Raw genomic sequence first — 21,206 nt, 5'->3', positions numbered from 1 at the left:
GCAAACATAAATAAAGAACTGAGGCCAATGGCCTCAGTTCTTTATTTATGTTCTTATTTTATTTGTACTTTTAACTTGCGCTTGCTTTAAACCCTTTAATCAATCGGTTAATAGAAAGAGAACCTTTCTACTTTAATTCTACGATTAATTCTCCGGACTTCACCTGCTGTCCTTCCTTCACGTAGATTTTCTCTACTGTTCCGGCCATGGCAGCCAAGATGTTCGTCTCCATTTTCATAGCTTCAATGATAGCCACTGGCTGTTTTTCCGCTACTTTTTCGCCTTCCTTTACCAGCACCTTGATGATACTGCCCGGGATGTTAGCGCCAATCTGTGTCGGATCGTCTGGATCAGCCATTGGTACAGAAGCCTTTGTGAGACCCATGTTTTCTAAATCCTTATCCTTAATCATAATGGAATGTCTGTTGCCATTCACTTCAAAGACCACTTCTCGCAGGCCTTCGGAGTCTGGTGTCTTCACATCTACCAGCTTGATGACTAAAATCTTTCCTTCGCCAATCTTGATTTCGCAGGTCTCTCCTTCTGCTAAGCCGTGGAAGAAGATGTCACTACCCATCATGCGGAAATCCCCATCCTTTCGGATGCTCTGGACATAATCCACAAATACTTTCGGATACAACGCGTAGCTGAGAACCTCTTGATCAGTCCCTTCCAGATCCAGCTTATCCACCAGACCCTTGCGAATGTATTCAAAATCCTCTGGCTCCAGCAGCTCGCCCGGTCGGCAGGTAATTGGCTTCTTGCCTTTTAATACCAGCTTTTGCAGCTCTTCTGGGAAACCGCCCTGAGGCTGGCCCATCATGCCCTCAAAATAAGATACGATGGAATCCGGGAAGTCGATGTCAGCCGCCTTTTCATAGATGTTCTCCGCCGTCAGGTCGTTCTGAATCATGAAGATTGCCATGTCGCCTACGGCCTTAGAGGAAGGTGTTACCTTGACGATATCTCCCAACATCTCGTTGACAGTCATGTACATATCCTTCACTTCTTCAAACTTATGGCCTAATCCAAAGCTTTCCACCTGTGGCTTCAAGTTGGAATACTGTCCTCCAGGAATCTCATACTTATAGATTTCAGCTGTACTTACCCGCAAGCCGGATTCAAATCCGCGATATACTGGTCTTACTGCATTCCAGTAGTTGGAAATATGCTGGATGCCATCCAAATCGATGCCTGTAGCCCGCTCGGTGTTCTCCATAGCTGCTACCAAGGTGTTCAATGCCGGTTGGCTGGTCAGCCCTGCCATGCTGTTGAAAGCAGCGTCTACAATATCTACGCCAGCCAAAGCAGCCATCAGATAAGTAGCTCCGCCGTTACCGCTGGTGTCGTGGGTATGCAGATGAATTGGAATGTCAATCTCGTTCTTCAAGTTTTCTACCAGCTTCTTAGCAGCCATTGGCTTCAGCAGACCGGTCATGTCCTTAATGCCCAGAATGTGCGCACCGCGCTTCTCCAGTTCTTTTGCCATGTTAATATAATATTTTAAGTTGTACTTTTCTTTTGTTTCATCCAGAATGTCACCGGTGTAACAGATGCACGGTTCTGCTACCATGCCCTGCTTCAATACTTCGTCCAGGGCCACTTCCATACCTTCAATCCAGTTCAGGGAATCGAAGATTCGGAACACGTCAACTCCTGCCTGCGCAGATTCTCTGACAAATTCACGGATTACATTGTCCGGATAATTCTTATAGCCGACAGCGTTGGCACCTCTGAACAGCATCTGGAAAAGGATATTCGGAATCTTCTCCCGCAAAGTAGCCAACCGCTCCCATGGGGATTCCTTGAGGAATCGATAGGACGTATCAAAGGTTGCGCCTCCCCACATTTCCAGAGAAAATAGATTCTGGCCATAAAGAGCCGTAGCCGGTGCAATCTTCTCCATATCAATTGTCCGCACTCGAGTAGCCATCAGGGATTGCTGTGCATCTCGCATAGTGGTATCAGACACCAAAAGTTCTTTCCTGTCCTTAACCCACTTAGCCAATTTCTCTGGCCCTTCCTCCAGCAGCAACTGTCTGGTGCCTCGAAGCTCTTTGATAACTTCCGGCTTTATCCGCGGGAAGACCGGTACGTCAAACTGCGGCTTGACACCCTTGGTCTCGTTGACAAACTTGTTGCCTAAGAAATTGAGAATCTTCATCTCTGCATCATCGCTGCGGATTTCAAACAAATCTGGGTTGTCAGCGATGAATTTGGTATCACACTTACCTGCCCGGAAAGTTTCATGATTGAGCACGTTCATGATAAAACCAATATTGGTCTTCACGCCCTTAATCTTCGCTTCATCCAAAGCTCGAATAGCCTTGGCAATGGTGTCCTCAAAAGTCCGTCCGCCAGCGGTAACTTTTACCAGCAGGCTGTCATAGTACGGCGTAATAGTAGCTCCAGAGAAGCCGTTTCCGCCATCTAAACGAATACCGAAACCAGAGCCGGTACGGTACAGGTCAATCACGCCAGTATCTGGTGCAAAGCCGTTGTTCGGGTCTTCTGTAGTCACTCGGCACTGAATCGCATAACCTCTCGGCTGAATGTCTTCCTGTCCCTTAATATCAATTCGTTCAGAGTCCAGGCTGTACCCTTCAGCCGCTAGAATTTGCAGCTGAACCAGGTCGATACCTGTAACCATTTCCGTCACGGTATGTTCTACCTGAATCCGCGGATTCATTTCGATGAAGTAATGCCGTCCGTCGGTATCCAGCAGGAACTCTACGGTACCAGCACTTCTGTAGTTAACAGCCTTTGCAATTTTAAGGGCATCGGCACAGATGTTCTGACGCTGCTCTTCGGAGATACAAATAGCTGGTGTAAATTCGATAACCTTCTGGTGTCTCCGCTGGATGGAGCAGTCTCTCTCATGAAGGTGAACCAAGTTGCCGTAGTTGTCTCCAAAAACCTGCACTTCAATATGCTTCGGGCTTTCCAGATACTTCTCTATGAAGATATCATCGATACCAAATGCTTTTTTTGCTTCGCTTCTGGCACTTCTGAACTCACCTGACAGTTCTTCTGCCTTGCGCACGATACGCATACCCCGTCCGCCGCCGCCGGCAGCTGCCTTCAGCATAACCGGATAGCCGCATTCCTCTGCAATTTTTTTCGCTTCTTCTTCGTTTTCAATGGCTTTTTCCACGCCTGGAATAGTCGGCACGCCGACCTCATGAGCTACAAGCTTGGACTTGATCTTATCGCCCAAACGATCCATCATCTCGTGGGTAGGTCCGATGAAGACAATGCCTTCCTCTTCGCACTTTCTGGCGAATTCCACGTTTTCCGACAAGAAGCCGTAGCCTGGGTGAATGGCATCAACGCCTTTAGCCTTGGCCAGCTCAATGATTTCATTGATGCCCAGATACACATCTACCGGGGACTTTCCCTTGCCGATTTGATAAGCCTCATCTGCCTTTGTGCGGAATAAAGCATTTCTATCTTCTTCTGAGTAAATGGCTACTGTTCGGATGCCTAGCTCTTTACAGGCTCGAAAAACTCTGATCGCAATCTCTCCTCTGTTTGCGACCAGCACTCTTTTAAATTTCTGCTGCATGTTCAATCTCCTTATAACTCAATCTCTTCAAATCTAGTTTTTTCATTTTCCAAGAAGCTAATTGTGATTTTTCACAAATTTATCCGTGCAACTCTAATTATTTGCATGTTTTTTTGTTTTTTTTTACAATTTTCTCTTCTATCGGTCCAACTTCATTATACGGACTATCCGCTTCCCTTGTCAACGAATATTTATCGGGAAGCAATCGTTTTTACGTATAGGTCAATAGTTTTTGATTATCGATATAATAGTAAAACTTTATTTTGAATATCTAACTTCTACCTGCGGATACGCGGTTGAAAATCCGGCTTCATCAAAGGCCAGCTTCACATTTTCCTCTAGGAAATACTTTACCATTAAATATTCTTCCGTTTTGCACCAGACCTTCAACTCGATACTTACACCGCCTGCACCCTGCCCAGCAATGCCTACAAATGGAGCCGGATCTTGAAAAATAGCAGGATTCGCTTCCGCCACCGCCAGAAGCAGTTCTTTCGCCTTATCCATGGAAGCCGTCGGTCCAAGACTGAATGCACAGTCCACCCGCCTTTTGTCCTCCGTAGAAGCATTGGTCAGCACAGCATTAGTCAGCTTACCGTTGGGTATGCTAACCACTTTGTTATCAACCGTCTTCAAGGTGGTATACAGCAGGTCAATCTTCTCCACCGCACCGGCGACTTCGCCAATATCGATGTAATCTCCTTGTTTAAAAGGCTTGGTAATCAGGACAATAATACCTCCGGCCACATTGCTCAAGCTGTCCTTTAAAGCCAAGGCGATCGCCGCTCCCGCAGCACCCAGCACAGCGATAAAGGTGGACAGCGGTGTTCCCAGCACACCAAGCACCGTAATCAGTAGGACAATCCACAAAACTACTTTGGCTGCATTCTCAATAAAGGTGTGCAAAGACGCATCCAGAGGTGTCTTATTCAACGTCCGTCGAAGGATGCCCAACAGGATTTTAATGGCGATATAGCCTACCAGCAGTACAATTGCTGCCTGACCTAAAACCCCGGCGAAATCCAACAGCTTTTCTAAAGCCCGTTCCATTGCTCTTTCTGAAAACATCATATCTCTCCTATTTATATATCATCTTTCGTTTATCTGCCTATAATTTGAATGTGGCAGCGCTCCATGGCATTGAGTGCCTCCTGGTGGCCCTCAAGCGTAGCCCCTGCACAACAAGATGCGTCTACGCAGATGGGAATCTGACAAAACCGACTTCGGAGCATGAGGGCATTGCTGATGACACAGATGTCTGTGCACAGGCCCACTAAGGTAATGCTCCCCACCGGGTTCCAAATTTCCTCCTCCATTATTCGCAGTAACTCCATGGAACCAAAGGCCGGTTTATCGATGACCACCACCTTTTTCCCTTCACTGGCTGCCATAATGTCTGGGTGAATCCGCCAGCCTTCCGTGTATTCCACACAGTGAATTACCGGCAGATTCTGACCTTCTAACGTCTCCAGATAGTTCTCCCCATGGGTATCTCTGGTATAGTAGATATCTCCTTGAAAATGTCGAATTTTTTCCACTACTGGACCCACCAGGGCCTGGGCTTGAGGGGACCCCAAGGCTCCGTCTATAAAGTCCTTTTGCATGTCTACCACTACAAGAATATCTTTCATCGCCGCTCCTTTCACTTTTTTCCTCTATATTTTATGCCAGCTTTCGCTTATTTCAACAGCTGTTTCGCAGTCTCCAGGAAATCCAGACTGCTGACCTTCTGTACTCGCTGCTTCCATTCTTCTGGCAAAGCCTGTGCTCCGGAATAAGCGCCGCAGATATTGCCACAGATGGCCCCGTTGGTATCAGCGTCATCGCCGCAGTTGATAGCCGCCGGAATGCCTTTTCCAGCATCTCCGTCCACGGCATAAAAGACTCCCAAGGCTAAAGGCACAGATTCGTATACATACATACTAGCACCGATGTTACCCACCAGTTCATCTAAAACCACTTCCATACCTTGTCCGCGGTACTCGTCCACGATGCGCTTGGCCAGCAGAATCCGTTTAGAAACCATCGGCGCGGTAATATCTTTACCCAGTTTCTCTCCGAACAAGGCTGCTTCATAAGCCTTTTCCATAACCTCTGCGGTAGAAAAGCCCCCGTGAACACCAGCAGCAACCGCAGCAGCAACCGCACAGGCCCCAGCCACACAAGGCCGGCTGCCATGACTAGGGGTCGAAGAGTCTGCCGCCGCCTGAAAGCATCCTGCCATATCATTCCAGTACTTTACTCCCACAGGTGCTACTCGCATGGCACTTCCGTTCGTGGCACTGTCCCCAGAGGTTTCCTCCGGATTTCGACCTTCAATTAAAGCCGTGAGATACCTTCTGGTGGAAGGGCCGATGACTGTCGTCTCCAGCATCTTCTGCTGGATAGCCCACTCCTTCATCGCTTGGTTGAAAGCTTCTTTATTAAATTGTCCATGCCCGATGAGTACCTCGCCTAGAATAACACTTTCCATTGTGTCATCTGTCACCTCGCCGGCTTGAAGGCTGCCGTGATAAGTCTGAGCCTCCGCTTCCGGCGTTACAAAATCATCAATATAACCATACGTGCGCTTCATTTTTTCTCTGGTAAAAAAGGAGGCTGGCATGCCCATGGCATCTCCTATCGCACCGCCCACCAAAGCTCCATATGCTCGATCCAACATCTTACTTCACCTCTTTCTATAAAAATCCTCCAGCTTCCAAAAGCCGTGAGGTCCATTTATCGCCACCGTAATTGCAGAAGTTTCACTGCCCAAGCGGACAGCTTCTTGCAAGGTCCGTCCCTCCGCTATACCAAAAAGTACTCCTGCCGCAAAGCTGTCTCCTGCTCCAGTAGTATCTACCGCTTCAACCTTGCAGGGCAAATAATCAAAGGTTCCCGACGGTTGATACACCGTACCGCCTCGCTGTCCACGCTTGAGGATGACCACCTGTTCCGCCGAGAGCCAGGGACGGATACACTCCATCTCACTAGTATTTGGCGTCAACAGACTGCTGATACGAATCAGCCTCTCCAGCAGCTCTTTGTCAATATACTCCACCAGCGGACTGGGATCAAATAGAATATAGCCCCCGGTCTGTTGAAATTCCTCCAGCACCTGAACAATCTCCTCCGCCTGATCGTTAAGCAGAAAATAGCCGGTCACCGCCGCATAACGGATATCCCGCAGGCCGTCCGACAAAATGTCCCTGGAAAAACCCAGTTCCATGCCGGTCTTGGTCAAAAAGGTTCGCTCTCCATCCGGCTCTAAAAAAACGAGGCAATATCCCGTAGTTCCTTCTTTTTCTCCCACATAGCGAGTGGAAAGACCATGCTCTTTCATATAGGTCAGGATGGCTTGGCCCACAGAATCCTTTCCAATGTAGGATACCACATGGGCGTTGCCCCCTAAATTGTTAAACGTTACTGCCATGTTGACGGAACAGCCGCCTACGCACTCAAATTCTCGGCTGATAAAGCCATCTTGACCTCTTTCTGGCAGTTCATCCACCTCAAAGTACTTGTCCAGAAGCAATCCCCCAAATATCACACATTCCGTCATCTTACGCCTCCAGCGGAATCTTTGCCGCTTCTTCCCAGCCAATGTATACCTGATCGCCCTTGCTAATAGCCCCCCTGGCAGAACTGTTCTGCTGCTGGGCTACCACCAGCTTCCCTTCGACTTCTATGGTATAGCTGGTCAGGCTGCCAGAGTAGGTGACAAACTGCACCACGCCTTCTTTCTTGGTGTTCTCCAAGTGTTGCTTAGATACCTTGATTTTTTCCGGCCGTACCGCATAAATGCGTTCCCCTTTTTCAAAGAAATTGGCTTTTCCCAGAAAGCTGGCCACAAAAGCATTTCGAGGCTGTTCGTAAACCTGGAAAGGCGTCCCCATCTGCTCGATGATGCCGTTATTCATAACGATGATGTAATCGGACAGGGTCATGGCCTCTTCCTGATCGTGAGTGACAAAAAAGGTCGTCACGCCAGTGGCTTCCAGTATCCGCCTCAGTTCCAGCTGCATCTCTACTCGCAGCTTCTTGTCTAAAGCACTGAGACACTCGTCCAGAAGTAAAACTCGGGGCTTAATAACCAAGGCTCGAGCCAAAGCCACCCGCTGCTGCTGTCCGCCAGAAAGCTGCTTGGGCTTTCGATCAGCAAATTCCTCCATGTGGACCATTTTCAAGGCGTCTTCCACTTGCTGCTGAATCTCCTTTTTTCCCAGCTTCCGCTGTTCCAGCCCATAAGCAATATTTTGAGATACCGTCATGTGGGGAAATAAGGCGTAGCTTTGAAAGACCATGCCAATATTGCGCCGATTTACGCTGATATTGGTGATGGGTTGATCATCAAAATAGATTTCCCCTGCCTGAGGTTCTTCAAAACCAGCAATCATTCTCAGGGTTGTAGTTTTTCCACAGCCGGAGGGACCCAGAATGGACACCAAGGTCCCGTCAGGAATCTCTGCTGAAATGTGATTTACCACTGTATTTTCTCCGTAGGTTTTTGTTAAATTCTTTATGCTCACCTTTGCCATGATTATTTATTACCCCCCAGTACGTTTTTAAGGCTTCCTCCCATGATGAGGCCGACTATAGCCAGACACAGCAGAGAAATACCGATGATGATGGTAGAGATTGCGTTAATCTCTGGTGTAAAGCCGAACTTGATAGACGACTGAATCTCAATAGGCAGCGTAGAAATCCCTGCCGGCATGAGGAAATAGCTGATTGCAAAATTATCGAAGCTAATCATGAAGGATAAAAAGCCTCCCGCCACCATAGCCGGTGCTATGGCCGGCAGTGTGATGCGCCGAAATGTGGTCAGCGGCGGAGCTCCCAAAGAAAGACTCATTTCTTCCAGCGCGGGATCAATGGAATGAAGCCGAGCTTGCAGCACCAGCATGGCATAAGGCAGAGAAATAACCACATGACCTGCCGCCACAAACAGTAAATTTTTATCCATATCTATAAAGCGAATCAGCAGCAGCATGGACAGACCCATGATTAACCACGGAATACTCATAGGCATCATCATGACGCTTCGGCAGAGACCCTCTGTCCTTTTGGACAGGGACTGAACCCCTAGAATAAATAAGGTGGCCAGCAACACACAAATGATTCCCGTGACCAAAGCCAGATAAAAAGAATGTTCTGCCGCCTCAATCAGCCTGGTATTTTGGGACAAATCCTCATACCACTGTAAGCTGAACTGGAAAGGCAGCGAATTGTACCTGGATTCATTAAAGCCCATAACCATGAGTACCACGATAGGCGTATATAAAAAGAGAATCGTCAGCAATACGTAAATTTTCATGAATATGCTCTTTATCATCCCTCATACCTCCTGCCCAACCGATTGATGGCCGCCATGCTCACCAGCACCATAGCCAGCAAGATAAAGGCAATGGCCGCCCCGAAATTCCAGCCATAGATTTCAAAGAACTGGTCCTCGATAACCGTACCGATAACCGTCCCATTGACACCGCCTAAAATTCTCGGTTCTACAAAAGTGCCCAAGCATGGCACGAAGACAATCATAATGCCTGTAATTACTCCAGGCATGGACATAGGCAACACCACTCGAAAAAAGGTAGTCGTCTTCGAGGCTCCTAGACAGCTGCTAGCCTCCAGCAGAGAATTATCCAGCCGCTCTAAGGCCATGTAAATTGTGATGACCATATAGGGAAAAAAGGCATGAATCAAGCCGATAATAACCGCCGCCCTGGTATACAACAATCCCATGGTGCCGTCTACCAACCCTAAGGTGTTCATCAGCCGTTCAAAGACGCCTCCGTCCTGCAAGAAGATCAACCAGCTGTAGACCCGCACCAACTGATTGGTGAAAAAGGGAATAATCAGTAGAACCATGACGATATTTTTCAGTCCTTTCAAATGCTTCGCCATAATATAGGCCAAAGGATAAGACAGAAGGAGACTGATTACCGTCACCAGCAGGCTGTTGACAATGGTCCGCAAAGTCAACGTTAAGTAAAAGGTCTTTGTAAAAAAGCGGGAATAATTCTCCAAGGTGAAGCCTGTCCCGCTGTCACTTTGAAAACTATAGGCCAGCATGATAAAAAGCGGTACGATGGCACAGAAAAAAAGTACCGCCATGCCCGGCAAAGTCATGACACGTTTATTGTTTTTCAATGTAGTTCCTCCAAGCTTATAAGTTACATATCTTTTATTTTAACATAAATCACCGGTAATAGGCCATAGAAAAAGAGGCCCCACCAAAGGAATTTTGATGAGGCCTCTTACGTGTATCAAATTATTCTGCCTTGACTTCCGTCCAAAGCTCGTTCCAGGTATTCTTCACCTCATCCGTTCTGTATTCCATGAAGTACAAACGATTCAGAGAGGCCTCATCCATACCTGCCGATGCGGCGTATTCCGGATCGATGGCTTCTGCGGCAGCCTGATTTACAGGAGCCGGACCGCCCTTAGATGCCCAGTTATACTGGAAATCCTTGCTGATCATCCAGTCGATGAAGGCGTAAGCTAAGTCTTTGTTCTGACTTCCTGACGGAATAGCCCAGTTATCTACCCAACCGATCGCTCCGTCTTCAGGAACCACAAATGAAATTGGCTGATTGTCCTTCTTCATGGCGGCAGCCTGTCCAGACCACATCAGGCCAAGGTCAATCTGCTTGCCGGCAAATAACTTGGAAAATTCATCGCCCGTCTTCCAGTAAGTTTTATTCAGCGCCTTCTGCTCAATCAGCTTTGCCTTGATTGCATCCAGATCAGATGGATTGTTGGGGTCCTGACCTAATACGATTGCAGCAGACATAACGGCATCGTTGTAATCATCCCGGAACGCAATCTTTCCTGCATAGGCTTTGTCAAACAGTGCAGACATAGATTTAGGGGCTTCCTTAATCACCTCTGTGTTGTAAGCAATTGCCGTAGAGCCCCATACGAATGGTACTGCGTACATTTTATCGTCCTTGAAGCATTCCTTCTGCGTCTTGAAGCGCTCAAACATACTGTCAAAATTGGTTAGTTTTGACGTATCCACCTGCTCCAACAGCCCCTCGTTGATGGCTGCCGGGAGAATAGTGCAGTTTGGCAAGCAGACGTCAATGTCGCCTTCTTTTGAAGTCCTCAGTTTGGTCAACAATTCTTCCTCGCTGGACATATAGGTGTTGACAATCTCACAGTTGTACTCCTCTTCAAAAGCAGCGATAAAGTCTGCATCGTCCGAACCGTAGTCCTTCCAGTTCACAACATAAAGCTTCGTCTTTTCGCCGTCTTTAGCATCTTTCTCGCCGGAACTGCTGCCGCAGGCCGCCATGGACAGCACCATGGATAAGGCTAGGGCTCCCACCAATAGCTTCTTACATTTCATTTGATAATTCCTCCTTGTCTGGCTGTTAAAAAAGCAAGTGTCCCCTTTTCCACACCTGCTTCGCGCGCTCTTACGCTTCTATGGTTAAGGGTATCACTAATAAGTCCAAAAATCAACTAAACTTTTCCAGGTACGGCCTGGGGTCAGCCTCCCAAGGTCTGGTCTTGATGCTGATACCAAGCCAACCCACGGTAAAACTGTTCCTCCGTGAACTCCGGCCACAGTTCATCCAGCACATAAATGTCTGCATACACCGACTGAATGGGCAGAAATCCACTGAGTCGCCGCATACCGCCCCAACGCAGAATCAAGTCAATCCGGGAAATATCCTGAGAAGCCAGACCCTCCTCACAGGTCAGGTCCCAGTCCCAGCCGTAATTTACTAAAAAGTTCACCTTGATACCGCCCTTGCCAAAGCAGGTACGGCGGGTCAGTGGCTTTAATTCCTCCGGGAAACAAGGAGACTTATCATTGCCGATGACCAGTAGCTCTGCATCTCGTTCCGCCAGTTCCATAACGGCATCCACACAAGCTTGTTGAAAAGCCCACTTCTGCTCTGCGGGCCTTTTGGTGTTGTCTAAAGTAAAGCCATACAGCGTTAGTTCTTCTACCCCCAGATTGCGGCACAAGTCGTACAGTTGAAAGCCCGGTCCAATGCCATGCTGATAGCCATCCTTTTTCTCCAGGCCGCAGTTTACTGCCCAACGTCGGTTGCCATCTGGTATAACACCGATGTGCCGAGGTATCCGTTTAAAATGTTGCTTTTTTCCATTCGCCTCGCTATTCAATCCTTCCATCCCCCTATTCATATAGAAGGTATTATGTTCTATCCTTGGTAAACTTATTCATTTAACAAAAAAGTGTAAAGTCCTTAAACCTTACACTTTTTATGTAATATTGCTGCTCATGAAATTTTCTGTAATTTTTCGCTGTGTTCAGCAACGACACGTTTAACTATACCCATATCTTCTTTTAACGCCTCTGTCTGACTAATCCCATTTACATATCTTTCATAGGTAGAAGTATAGCAAGACTCGATATTCTGTAATCTCGGGACTACATCATTTTCCAACAGTATCTCCGTTTTTTTCGTTCGGTCTTCAATATTTAGAACCCTATTTTCTATTCCGTCTACCTGCTCTTTCAGAGTTGTCATCTGACCTTCAATGTTTGCCACCCGGCCTTCGATGTTCGTCATCCTGTCTTCAATTCTTGTTATTTGTCCTTCCAGTGGCTTTAACTTCACATCCAACATCCCAGATATAGCTAATAACAGCCCATTATCGGTCATTGCTTCATCCCTCTTTCTCGGCTGTACGATAATCCTTCTACCTTTATTATACTATTTTTGAAGATAGAAAGTCCATCCTTTTCCGGTTTTATACGCTTGCTTAAAAAAGCTATCTAGCTTTACCAATCCAAAGAATTACGCCCAGCCCCACTAGGAACATAACCGTTGACTGCACCAGTGCTGCTCCTTGGGGCACCCCTGGAAAGACCTCCATCAAGGAACCCACCATGAAGCCCATAATCAACATATACGTAAACTGGGGATGGCGGTCCATCTCCATTTCAATAATACCTGCGGTGAGAAAGGTTCCTCCTAGCACGCCCACCACCAACGGCGTCAAATAAGCCAAATCTACATCTCGGATGGCCATTAATGTCAGGTCATACATCCCCAGCATTAACAGCACATAAGATGCGCTGATGCCCGGCAGGATTAAAGCCACGGCGATGACTACCCCTGCCGCCAGCAGCATAAAAAAGCTGGATAGGTGAAAGCCTGGCTCCACCGCTAGCAACCCCTTAGGGAACAGAGTAATCAGATAGGCAATAGCCGCCCCCAGCACGACTGCCACCTTGTTGATATTCTTTACCTTGCTAGCTGTAGCCTTGCGGTACAACGGCGGGAAACTTCCCAAAATCGCTCCCAGAAAAAGAAACATCATTGGCTTTTCCCACAGGGTCACCGCTTTCAGCATAGGCCCCGACAGCAGGATAATACCTGCCACCCCAGCTCCTCCATATTGAACCAGCAGAAGTCCATATTTTCTTAAATCTCGTTTTAAGGCGTTGACCGCATGAATCAAATCATCATAAATTCCTAAAATGATAGCCATGGTTCCGCCACTGACTCCCGGTATCAGCATGGAGGCCCCTACAATAAAGCCCTTGACCAGCCGTACCAAAAGATGTTCATCCCGTATTTTTCCCCTTTTTTTCATCTGTCTCTCGTCATCCTTGTCTCGTATTTGGTGTCCTTGCCACCCATGAATTCCATTTTACCACATTTTATGCCAAATCTCATCTTAAATATTGTTCATATTTGCTGACAGCTTCTGATTCTAGTGGTTTCCGGTTTTTCTTTTCCGTGCTTTTGTCTGTAGCTGGCTCATCCGACAAAATAAATATAGAAGGACTCCACTGACACTTCCCCCTAAGTCAATCAAGCAATCCTTCACCGATGAGTTCCGACCATTTATAAAGCCTTGATAAAATTCGTCTAGATTGGCCAGTAGTAAGCACAAAAAAAGAACATATATAATCGCATCTTTTGTTTTTATTTTATAAATGATTGCAGCATTTAATAACAATATGCTCAATACCACATATTCTATAAAATGACTGCTTTTTCTCATCATGAAGTCTATTTTTTTTATATCTATGCTGCGATCCACTAATGCTTCTTGTACTTGCACAGGCATCAACTCATAGGCCACCTGTGATATTTTTAAACTTTTTACATCAGAATAGGAATCCGACGACATAAAAAATATGAAGCAGATTACCCCAATGCAAATCATTGGCATCACAATCTTAAAAAACTTATTTAACACAATCCCCTCATCCCTTACTCTTTCCCTTGCTGAATCATCAATCATCACAACGACTCATATCCCGGTTTTCCTAATATATGAAACATATTTCTTTTGTACGCTTCTACTCCCGGCTGATTGAACGGATTTACCCCCAGTAAATACCCGCTCATAGCACAAGCTTTCTCAAAGAAATAGATTAAGCTTCCAACGTAATACGGTGAAATGCGTGGAATGCAGAGCATCAAATTCGGTACCCCGCCGTCACAATGTGCCCTCATAACCCCTTCCATCGCTTTCTTATTGATATAATCAAGAGTCTTTCCTTGCAGATAGTTTAATCCATCTGAATCATCTTCTGCTCTTTTAATGATGATTTTATCCTCCGATTCTTCGATATTCAGTGTTGTTTCAAATATATCTTTTCTGCCCTCCTGTATGTACTGTCCCATGGCATGTAAATCCGTGGTAAAGTTCAAGGAAGCAGGAAAGATACCCTTTCCATCCTTGCCTTCACTTTCACCAAACAACTGCTTGTACCATTCCCCAAAGTAAAACAAGTTTGGCTCATAATACGCCAAGACCTCTATGGTCTTTCCTTTCACATATAATAGATTTCGAATCGTGGCATATTGATAGGCAGGGTTCCTCTCTAACGAGTCATCGGATAAGTCCCTGCAAGCGGCCTGCCCGCCTGCCATGACCTGTTCAATGTCGATACCTGCTACAGCCATAGGTAAGAGCCCAACAGCTGTTAAGGCAGAGTATCGCCCGCCGATATTCTCCGGTATGCCAAAGGTTTCATATCCTTGTCTACCTGCCAGTGTTTTTAATGCTCCTTTGCACTTGTTTGTGGTGACAAATATCCTTTTCCCGGCTTCTTTTCGACCATACCTTTTTTCCATATATTCTTTTAGCAAACGAAACACTATAGCCGTCTCAGTGGTCGTTCCAGATTTTGATATGACGTTAATAGATACATCTTTTCCTTCTATATTATTATATAAATTTTTTAAATAGATTGAACTCATATTGTGACCGGCAAAATAAATTGCTGGCGCTCCCGTCTGTTCTTCATGCTTGCACGTACAAGCGAGCATATTTAACATCTCTATAGCAGCTCTGGCACCCAGATATGATCCGCCTATGCCGACTACAATAAAGACCTCGGACTGTTTTCGAATCTTCTCTGCCGCTTCTTGTATCTTCAAAAACTCCTCCTGATCATACTGCTCCGGCCAATCTAACCACCCCAAGCACTGATGGCCTTCCCCTGTTTTGCTATGTAATAGTTCATGGCACTGGCTAACTTTTTCCTGTAAAAAATCCAACTCTTTCTGGTCAATCAGATGAAGTGATTGAGAATAGTCCAACGTTATTTTTTTCATGTTCAAAACCTCTTATTGTCCAAGCGCTATCCATTATTTGAAATCCTTCTCAAACCGCCATGCATCCTTGCACATTTCAAGGATACTTCTCTTAGCTGTAAACCCTAGCTCACGCTTTGCTTTTGATGTGTCGGCATAAAACTCTGCAATGTCTCCAGATCGCCGCTCTGCCATCACAAAGGGAACTTTTATGTTATTTGCTTCTTCAAAAGCCCTAATCAACTGCAATACACTAGTGCCTTGACCTGTCCCCAGATTGTATACTTGTACACCTTCCGTCAGATTCTCTAAAGCTAGTACATGACCTTCCGCCAAATCCATCACATGAACATAATCCCGAACACCCGTCCCGTCAATTGTCGGATAATCATTGCCAAATACCCTTAGCTTTTCCAGCTTGCCTTTTGCCACCTGGGTTATATATGGCATCAGGTTGTTTGGTATACCATTGGGCGATTCCCCTATTAATCCGCTCTCATGAGCTCCGATGGGGTTAAAATAACGCAGGAGAGATACGGCAAATTCAGGATTTGCTTTCTGCATATCCATTAAAATTCGTTCACTGATCACTTTTGTTTCACCATATGGATTGGTCGTGGGCAATAGCTTCATCGTCTCTATAAAAGGAATTTCATTTTCTCCATATACCGTAGCCGAAGAACTAAATACAAATCGATTCACTTTATATCTTTGACACATTTTAGCTAAAACAATAGTACTTACCACATTATTATAATAATATTCCAGCGGCTTCTTTTTCGACTCGCCCACCGCCTTGAGGCCTGCAAAATGAATTGCCCCATCCAAGTGATGCTTGGCGAAAACCGAATCTAAATCCTTTTCTCTTGTTACATCTATCTCGTAAAATGTAACCACTTTGCCCGTAATCTGCTCTATTTTATCTATTGTTTCGGCTTTACTGTTGCATAAATTATCAGCCACGACTACCTTGTGCCCTTCTTTAAGTAGCGCAACACAAGTATGCGAGCCAATATATCCTGCCCCGCCAGTAACTAAGATTTCCATACCAAGTCCCCCTTTAATCAAATAATTTTTCTTTATATATTCCGCTGTCAATAAGCTTCCTAAAGGACTTAACGACCACTTCCTTATCTTCTTTGTATGTAACACCGAACCATTTATCATGGGTTTCAAGAAGCTTCACCTCTGCTCTGCCACTTTTGATTAACTCATCCACGATGGTTGGCAAAAGATACTCCGATTTTATGTCTTCCGGTTTCAGGGCCGATAGGAATTCACTAAATCCAGCCTGAAGGACCTCCAGAAAATCAGGAGTAAGCCCCCACATATTCATGGAAACATAGGACTCTTCATCAATGGATTTAAAACCACCTTTCTCGCCTTGTATCACTGCACCGACTTTTCCAGCCTCCATGGTCTTGACAATATTGTGGGTTTCCACCACATTGATTAAATTTACATTTTCATCAATTTGGCAAATCCCCCTTGTCACTCCCCCATGATCACTCAATGTGTTCTTCAAGATAAACCCCGCCATGCAATAGCTTGGAATCTCAGAGCCTGGCTGAGAAGACCTTACTAAATAATCATGCACCTTCACAAAAGCTTCTTTGCCATAATAATCATCCGCATTAATTACAGCAAAAGGTTCCCTGAGGATTCCTTTACAGCTTAATACAGCCTGTCCGGTCCCCCAAGGTTTTGTTCTTTCTTCTGGCTTTGTAAATCCACTTGGAATATCTGTCAGTTCCTGATATGCATATGCTACATCACAAATCTTCTCTATACGATTTCCAATCACTTCTTTGAAATCTTTTTCCAAATCTTTTCGTATGATAAAGATGATTTTATTGAATCCGGCCTCAAGCGCATCATAGATGGAATAATCCATAATGATTTCACCATTTGGTCCTACCGGTTCTAATTGTTTTATACCGCCGCCGAAGCGGGAGCCGATGCCGGCTGCCATGATTAGTAAAGTTGTGTTCATGATACTATATCCCTCCTTTAATAGACCTATTCTATTGCAATATGTAAAACTTCTTTCCTTCACGTTATGTGGTGTTTTATCATTTTAAGTCCAGCTTAATTACTAAAGGCTTATTTGTTCATTTTCAACAAATCTATCTATTTTGTTTTACATTGCCTTAGAAATTTCTTCACCTGTAACTTTACCTTTTTAGGTACTCTTTCTTTGACTATATCTACAATAGTTCTTCGCTTCAAATATTTGTTTCCAAGCTCAGAAATAGATATCTTATCTATTTCACTCATAAAGACATTTCTGTATAACGGTTTTGGACACGATTTAATCATTGATTGATTACTGTTAATAGCTTCCTCTACGCTCACTTCTCGGATTACTAATCGATCTTTAATTTGATTAAACAAATTATTTCCATACTTATTATGAACTAACACAAGAGATAGTCCCTTATTGTCATTTAAATCCGCACAGATATCATTGCAACCCCAAAAATCAGCCAAAGTAATATCACTAACTCTATTCTTCTTTTTAAACACACATTGATAACACGATGGCCTTAAGCATAAATCTTGTAAAAACATCTGAAAGAATAAATCTTTGGAAAAAATCTGCTCGTATGTCGTATTGTTTTTAAACTCAAACAATACGACAAATTTTTCCCAACCATATTTCTTATGTCTGAAAAATACGCGCCGTACAGAAGCGCCTGCACGTTTTTCGTGATAACCAATGTATTTTCCCCATAACTTAGGGCTAGGGGTACCATGGCATATAAAATCGACACATAGTAAATTCTCATAATCTTTCCGTAGAAAAGACTTTAGGCCCTCAATTTCACATGGTGTACCAGAAAACAATACTTTTTCTCCGCGATCTAATAAAAATTTTACCCTTACAAAATTATTACCAATTTGGCTTTGTAAATACTTGCTGCCTCGCAATTGCCATAGTTCGTCAGCATTTTCAACCGCAATATGATTCACCATTCGACAATCTTTAGATATTGCTGCGCCAAAAATTATTCCATTTTGATTAATAATTTTCTCAGCCAATACGGTAAAAATACCTCCTGATGAACTATCAAGCCGCTGTCTCTCATCTTTATTATATGCTGCAAATGCAATTACTTTTTCCCCTTCATCTGAATGAACATTAATCACTGGGCATACTTTTTCACATATCTGACAATGAATACATAAATCTATATCCACTGCCGGATATAGAAAACCCTCGTGATCTTCGTGCATCTCAATACATGCTTGAGGGCATATCTGTGAACAAGCTGAACATCCACAACAGTTCTCTTTTGTTTTTATATTAATCAAATAAATCCTTTTCCTTTTCCTTTATTTGCATTATAGTGTCAAATATTTATTAACGATACTTTTTCTTTATTCTTTCTATCGGCTGTAGCACTAAATGTCTTTCCTCATCATTCATGCCCAGAAACCACATGGATAGGCAATATATAGTAGTGTATAGTACAACTAGGAAAAGATAAGACATTGTATTTGTAAATTCCACAAAAATCATTAAAAAACATCCAAATGCAACAGGAATAACCATACCTCTGAAAAGTTGAAATATATTTTTCCAAAAATCAATAATATTAATGCATATAGCCTTATGATAATAAATATTCATAACAATTCCATTTGCAATAATTAAAGCAATTGCTGTACCTATTGCGGAACCCACCGGTCCGAATGTCCGTGCCAACGGAATACTAATTAATATATTAATAATTGCCATAACAAAATAAATAACCGAACGTGCTTGTTGCTTATTTACAGCACGCTGTATCTCAATCCCCAAATTTTGTGTTAATGGTACCATGACCGATATAATTAAGAGGATTGCTACAAAATAGGCCTGTACATATTCTTGTGTAGCATAAATCTCTGTAACAAAGTATTGTCCAAATACAACAAATCCTGATGCAACCAATGCCAAGATTAAGAATTGTATACGGCCTACCTTAATAAAAAGTTTGGTAAATTGATTATTCATGTCTTTCTTATTTTCTGCAGCAATGCGATTCACTCTCGGTGCAAAAACAGAAGAAATAGCAACTGAAAAATTTAAAAATAATGAATTAATTTGGGCTCCCACGCCATATATTGCAACCGCACCAGTACCAGATACCCACCCTAATATAAATTTATCTATTGACCAGTTAATTTGATCAATAATCATATTTAAAAATAAAAAAAAGCTAAATGCTGAAATTTGCCTTAATACAGAAAGCTCTAGCTTACTAAATATAAAATGGGTATGTAGCTTTTTCAAACAATACCATAAGCTAACAAACAACTTGAGTACTGTAATAAAAGTGGTAACACAGACAATTGCAACCGAGCCATAGCCTAAAAGCAACAAGGGGAAACAAATCATAGGATTAAATATAATGCCAGTCAAACTGAGTAGTTTTTGAAACAAAAATTTTTCATGAGCACTAATCATCGAATCCATAAGCCCTGAGGGAAAGGTAAGAGCAATATTAATTACCAAAATTGTCATTAACATCTGTGCTATCCGTATTTCTTCCATAGTCAACTTATTTCCAAAAATTTGTCTGGGATATTGTACTAGTATCATGCCACAAATTAAAGCAGCTAAAGACATTACGGAAAATAGGAGTAAAAACATTCCATTTAAACGTGCTATACCTTTATAATCTTTTTCCACATGATACCTAGCATAAAACCGTAAATACGCTCCAGTAAACCCTAAGCTGAACAAGCTCAAATAGCTAACAACACTTCCCACTAATGTGTAAAGTCCATACTCACTTTTACCAAGCAAATGAATCATAATTGGTGTATACACCAACTGAATTCCCATATTTAATCCTGTAGATATATATGATAAAACGACTCCCATTTTTAGTTCATTCTTTTTCAAATCCATATTCCTTCCGTCCTTGATCCTCCTCATAATCAAGTGATTCCCTCAGCCAATTAAGTGAATCTTCTCTAAAAACACTCATAAGTGCTTCGACTTGTTTGTAATCAAAACCTTGTTGTAGGAAAAAAAGAATTGATTCAATGTTATCATTTAGTCTATCACTCAAGGAAAACTGTTCTAATAAACCTATAATTCTATTGTTTGCCATACTCTTCGGCTTTTCACTATATCTAGGTAAAGCACAAAAATTTTTTCCAAATATTAATGAAAACGCTGTAGCATGAAAAGAGTCCGTGATAACAGCTTGTGCATTACTGAGCAATCCTATAAATTCACGGGGCCCAGATGAAAAATCACGAATATCACCAAAATGCCAATCTAAAAAGCTAAATTCCCCCGTTGTAATATACGGAAATGTTAAAAGTTTGCACCCCTTCTTATTAGCTATTTCCTGTGCTATTGTTCGCTGTTTCTTATTCCTCCCTAACATATAACAAAGAATGTACGGCTCTGTTATCATTGGCTTAATACAAATCTCTTCCCATTGCTTTCTGCTCAATAGAAATACAGGATCAAGAACATTTGTAACACTATAACCAATACTTTTAGATAAAATATCTGATAAAGATTTTTCTCGAACAGAAATTGCCGAAAAATCCTGTAAATACCTCTTAAATTGCTCAAACTGCAATTTTCCGATGAAAGTCATACCTGCACTAGCTGCATACGCAATTTTTCTTTTATTATTATCTACAAAACTAAGACAATATACATCAAAATTTTCTCCGCCATTCCAGACTTGATCGCTACCAACAATAAATGTGCTATATTTTTTATTTGCAAATTTAATATCGTCTTTACCATAAACTATAGCACTGTGTGGTATACTTTCTTCAAAATTTTTAAATCTTTCTCTTCTTGCAGCGCATTGATTTCTAATTTTTTTCCCCAATATATAATATGATATTTTGGCACATATTTTTTCTTGTATTGTTTTGACTACTGTTTTTAATGGCTGATATTTGATAATATTAATAATTTTTTTAATAAAGGAAGCACTAGTCAATTGGTATGATATTTGCTCGCAATCTCCATTTATCTCATCAACGATGCATTGTAAGGCATAAGCCTGTAAAATACCGCCAAAATTATTATTTCTAAAATAATAGGTTAAAATGCCTATCCCTTCTGGTTCTTTTCTGTTTACCATATTTATTTCCTAACT

19 protein-coding genes are annotated in these 21,206 nt (G+C 43.2%); all 19 read right to left on the bottom strand.

Going from position 1 to position 21,206, the window contains the following annotated elements; genetic code table 11:
* Positions 1 to 127 precede the first annotated feature (127 nt).
* Positions 128 to 3,565 carry a pyruvate carboxylase gene (locus Ami103574_RS07240; RefSeq protein WP_163066106.1) on the bottom strand — a complete coding sequence of 1,146 codons (3,438 nt, stop codon included), beginning with the start codon at positions 3,563 to 3,565 and terminating at the stop codon, positions 128 to 130.
* A 258-nt stretch (positions 3,566 to 3,823) separates the two neighbouring features.
* A complete protein-coding gene (locus tag Ami103574_RS07235) occupies positions 3,824 to 4,636 on the bottom strand; it encodes a mechanosensitive ion channel family protein (protein WP_163066104.1) in 813 nt (270 codons plus the stop codon).
* A gap of 29 nt (positions 4,637 to 4,665) precedes the next feature.
* Positions 4,666 to 5,196 carry a cysteine hydrolase family protein gene (locus Ami103574_RS07230; RefSeq protein WP_163066102.1) on the bottom strand — a complete coding sequence of 177 codons (531 nt, stop codon included), beginning with the start codon at positions 5,194 to 5,196 and terminating at the stop codon, positions 4,666 to 4,668.
* A 47-nt stretch (positions 5,197 to 5,243) separates the two neighbouring features.
* Positions 5,244 to 6,227: an ADP-ribosylglycohydrolase family protein gene (locus tag Ami103574_RS07225; protein WP_163066100.1), complete on the bottom strand. Its 984-nt coding sequence runs from the start codon at positions 6,225 to 6,227 to the stop codon at positions 5,244 to 5,246.
* A gap of 6 nt (positions 6,228 to 6,233) precedes the next feature.
* Positions 6,234 to 7,106, bottom strand: a complete 873-nt coding sequence (locus Ami103574_RS07220; RefSeq protein ID WP_163066098.1) for a carbohydrate kinase family protein — start codon at positions 7,104 to 7,106, stop codon at positions 6,234 to 6,236.
* Between the two features lies 1 nt (position 7,107).
* Positions 7,108 to 8,082: an ABC transporter ATP-binding protein gene (locus tag Ami103574_RS07215; RefSeq protein ID WP_163066096.1), complete on the bottom strand. Its 975-nt coding sequence runs from the start codon at positions 8,080 to 8,082 to the stop codon at positions 7,108 to 7,110.
* A gap of 2 nt (positions 8,083 to 8,084) precedes the next feature.
* Positions 8,085 to 8,879, bottom strand: coding sequence for an ABC transporter permease (locus Ami103574_RS07210; RefSeq protein ID WP_163066094.1), 795 nt, complete (start codon positions 8,877 to 8,879; stop codon positions 8,085 to 8,087).
* Entirely contained in the window at positions 8,876 to 9,697 is an 822-nt protein-coding gene (locus Ami103574_RS07205) for an ABC transporter permease (RefSeq protein WP_246213215.1), read from the bottom strand. The genes Ami103574_RS07210 and Ami103574_RS07205 overlap by 4 nt, the downstream gene beginning before the upstream one ends.
* 121 nt (positions 9,698 to 9,818) lie before the next feature.
* Positions 9,819 to 10,898: an ABC transporter substrate-binding protein gene (locus Ami103574_RS07200; RefSeq protein WP_163066092.1), complete on the bottom strand. Its 1,080-nt coding sequence runs from the start codon at positions 10,896 to 10,898 to the stop codon at positions 9,819 to 9,821.
* A 143-nt stretch (positions 10,899 to 11,041) separates the two neighbouring features.
* Positions 11,042 to 11,686 (bottom strand): undecaprenyl diphosphate synthase family protein, encoded by a 645-nt coding sequence (locus Ami103574_RS07195; protein ID WP_330587238.1) that lies wholly within the window; start codon positions 11,684 to 11,686, stop codon positions 11,042 to 11,044.
* 116 nt (positions 11,687 to 11,802) lie between these two features.
* Positions 11,803 to 12,189 carry a hypothetical protein gene (locus Ami103574_RS07190; protein ID WP_163066088.1) on the bottom strand — a complete coding sequence of 129 codons (387 nt, stop codon included), beginning with the start codon at positions 12,187 to 12,189 and terminating at the stop codon, positions 11,803 to 11,805.
* A 109-nt stretch (positions 12,190 to 12,298) separates the two neighbouring features.
* Positions 12,299 to 13,126, bottom strand: a complete 828-nt coding sequence (locus Ami103574_RS07185) for a DUF368 domain-containing protein (protein WP_163066086.1) — start codon at positions 13,124 to 13,126, stop codon at positions 12,299 to 12,301.
* Between the two features lie 120 nt (positions 13,127 to 13,246).
* Complete coding sequence (locus Ami103574_RS07180) at positions 13,247 to 13,783, bottom strand: VanZ family protein (protein ID WP_163066084.1); 537 nt, start codon at positions 13,781 to 13,783, stop codon at positions 13,247 to 13,249.
* Entirely contained in the window at positions 13,783 to 15,105 is a 1,323-nt protein-coding gene (locus Ami103574_RS07175; protein WP_163066082.1) for a glucose-6-phosphate isomerase, read from the bottom strand. The genes Ami103574_RS07180 and Ami103574_RS07175 overlap by 1 nt, the downstream gene beginning before the upstream one ends.
* A 33-nt stretch (positions 15,106 to 15,138) precedes the next feature.
* Positions 15,139 to 16,131 (bottom strand): UDP-glucose 4-epimerase GalE, encoded by a 993-nt coding sequence (gene galE, locus Ami103574_RS07170; RefSeq protein WP_163066080.1) that lies wholly within the window; start codon positions 16,129 to 16,131, stop codon positions 15,139 to 15,141.
* Between the two features lie 13 nt (positions 16,132 to 16,144).
* Positions 16,145 to 17,077 carry a hypothetical protein gene (locus Ami103574_RS07165; RefSeq protein ID WP_330587237.1) on the bottom strand — a complete coding sequence of 311 codons (933 nt, stop codon included), beginning with the start codon at positions 17,075 to 17,077 and terminating at the stop codon, positions 16,145 to 16,147.
* Between the two features lie 137 nt (positions 17,078 to 17,214).
* Entirely contained in the window at positions 17,215 to 18,399 is a 1,185-nt protein-coding gene (locus tag Ami103574_RS07160) for a Coenzyme F420 hydrogenase/dehydrogenase, beta subunit C-terminal domain (RefSeq protein ID WP_163066078.1), read from the bottom strand.
* A gap of 49 nt (positions 18,400 to 18,448) precedes the next feature.
* Entirely contained in the window at positions 18,449 to 19,984 is a 1,536-nt protein-coding gene (locus Ami103574_RS07155; protein WP_163066076.1) for a lipopolysaccharide biosynthesis protein, read from the bottom strand.
* The gene (locus Ami103574_RS07150; protein ID WP_163066074.1) at positions 19,965 to 21,191 is read right to left on the bottom strand and encodes a polysaccharide pyruvyl transferase family protein; all 1,227 of its coding nucleotides are present in this window, start codon (positions 21,189 to 21,191) and stop codon (positions 19,965 to 19,967) included. Before Ami103574_RS07150 ends, Ami103574_RS07155 begins: the two co-directional genes overlap by 20 nt.
* Positions 21,192 to 21,206 lie beyond the last annotated feature (15 nt).

Source organism: Aminipila butyrica (assembly GCF_010669305.1).
GTDB classification, from domain to species: domain Bacteria; phylum Bacillota; class Clostridia; order Peptostreptococcales; family Anaerovoracaceae; genus Aminipila; species Aminipila butyrica.
The sequence above is the reverse complement of the archived record's forward strand: the minus strand, read 5'-3'. Positions and strand labels throughout refer to the sequence as shown.

Bases quoted from the DNA above. Each gene is read 5' to 3' on its own strand.
- Ami103574_RS07240 (WP_163066106.1), bottom strand. From the start codon at position 3,565: ATGCAGCAGAAATTTAAAAGAGTGCTGGTCGCAAACAGAGGAGAGATT.
- Ami103574_RS07235 (WP_163066104.1), bottom strand. From the start codon at position 4,636: ATGATGTTTTCAGAAAGAGCAATGGAACGGGCTTTAGAAAAGCTGTTG.
- Ami103574_RS07230 (WP_163066102.1), bottom strand. From the start codon at position 5,196: ATGAAAGATATTCTTGTAGTGGTAGACATGCAAAAGGACTTTATAGAC.
- Ami103574_RS07225 (WP_163066100.1), bottom strand. From the start codon at position 6,227: ATGTTGGATCGAGCATATGGAGCTTTGGTGGGCGGTGCGATAGGAGAT.
- Ami103574_RS07220 (WP_163066098.1), bottom strand. From the start codon at position 7,106: ATGACGGAATGTGTGATATTTGGGGGATTGCTTCTGGACAAGTACTTT.
- Ami103574_RS07215 (WP_163066096.1), bottom strand. From the start codon at position 8,082: ATGGCAAAGGTGAGCATAAAGAATTTAACAAAAACCTACGGAGAAAAT.
- Ami103574_RS07210 (WP_163066094.1), bottom strand. From the start codon at position 8,879: ATGATAAAGAGCATATTCATGAAAATTTACGTATTGCTGACGATTCTC.
- Ami103574_RS07200 (WP_163066092.1), bottom strand. From the start codon at position 10,898: ATGAAATGTAAGAAGCTATTGGTGGGAGCCCTAGCCTTATCCATGGTG.
- Ami103574_RS07190 (WP_163066088.1), bottom strand. From the start codon at position 12,189: ATGACCGATAATGGGCTGTTATTAGCTATATCTGGGATGTTGGATGTG.
- Ami103574_RS07185 (WP_163066086.1), bottom strand. From the start codon at position 13,126: ATGAAAAAAAGGGGAAAAATACGGGATGAACATCTTTTGGTACGGCTG.
- Ami103574_RS07180 (WP_163066084.1), bottom strand. From the start codon at position 13,783: ATGATTGATGATTCAGCAAGGGAAAGAGTAAGGGATGAGGGGATTGTG.
- Ami103574_RS07175 (WP_163066082.1), bottom strand. From the start codon at position 15,105: ATGAAAAAAATAACGTTGGACTATTCTCAATCACTTCATCTGATTGAC.
- galE (WP_163066080.1), bottom strand. From the start codon at position 16,131: ATGGAAATCTTAGTTACTGGCGGGGCAGGATATATTGGCTCGCATACT.
- Ami103574_RS07165 (WP_330587237.1), bottom strand. From the start codon at position 17,077: ATGAACACAACTTTACTAATCATGGCAGCCGGCATCGGCTCCCGCTTC.
- Ami103574_RS07155 (WP_163066076.1), bottom strand. From the start codon at position 19,984: ATGGATTTGAAAAAGAATGAACTAAAAATGGGAGTCGTTTTATCATAT.
- Ami103574_RS07150 (WP_163066074.1), bottom strand. From the start codon at position 21,191: ATGGTAAACAGAAAAGAACCAGAAGGGATAGGCATTTTAACCTATTAT.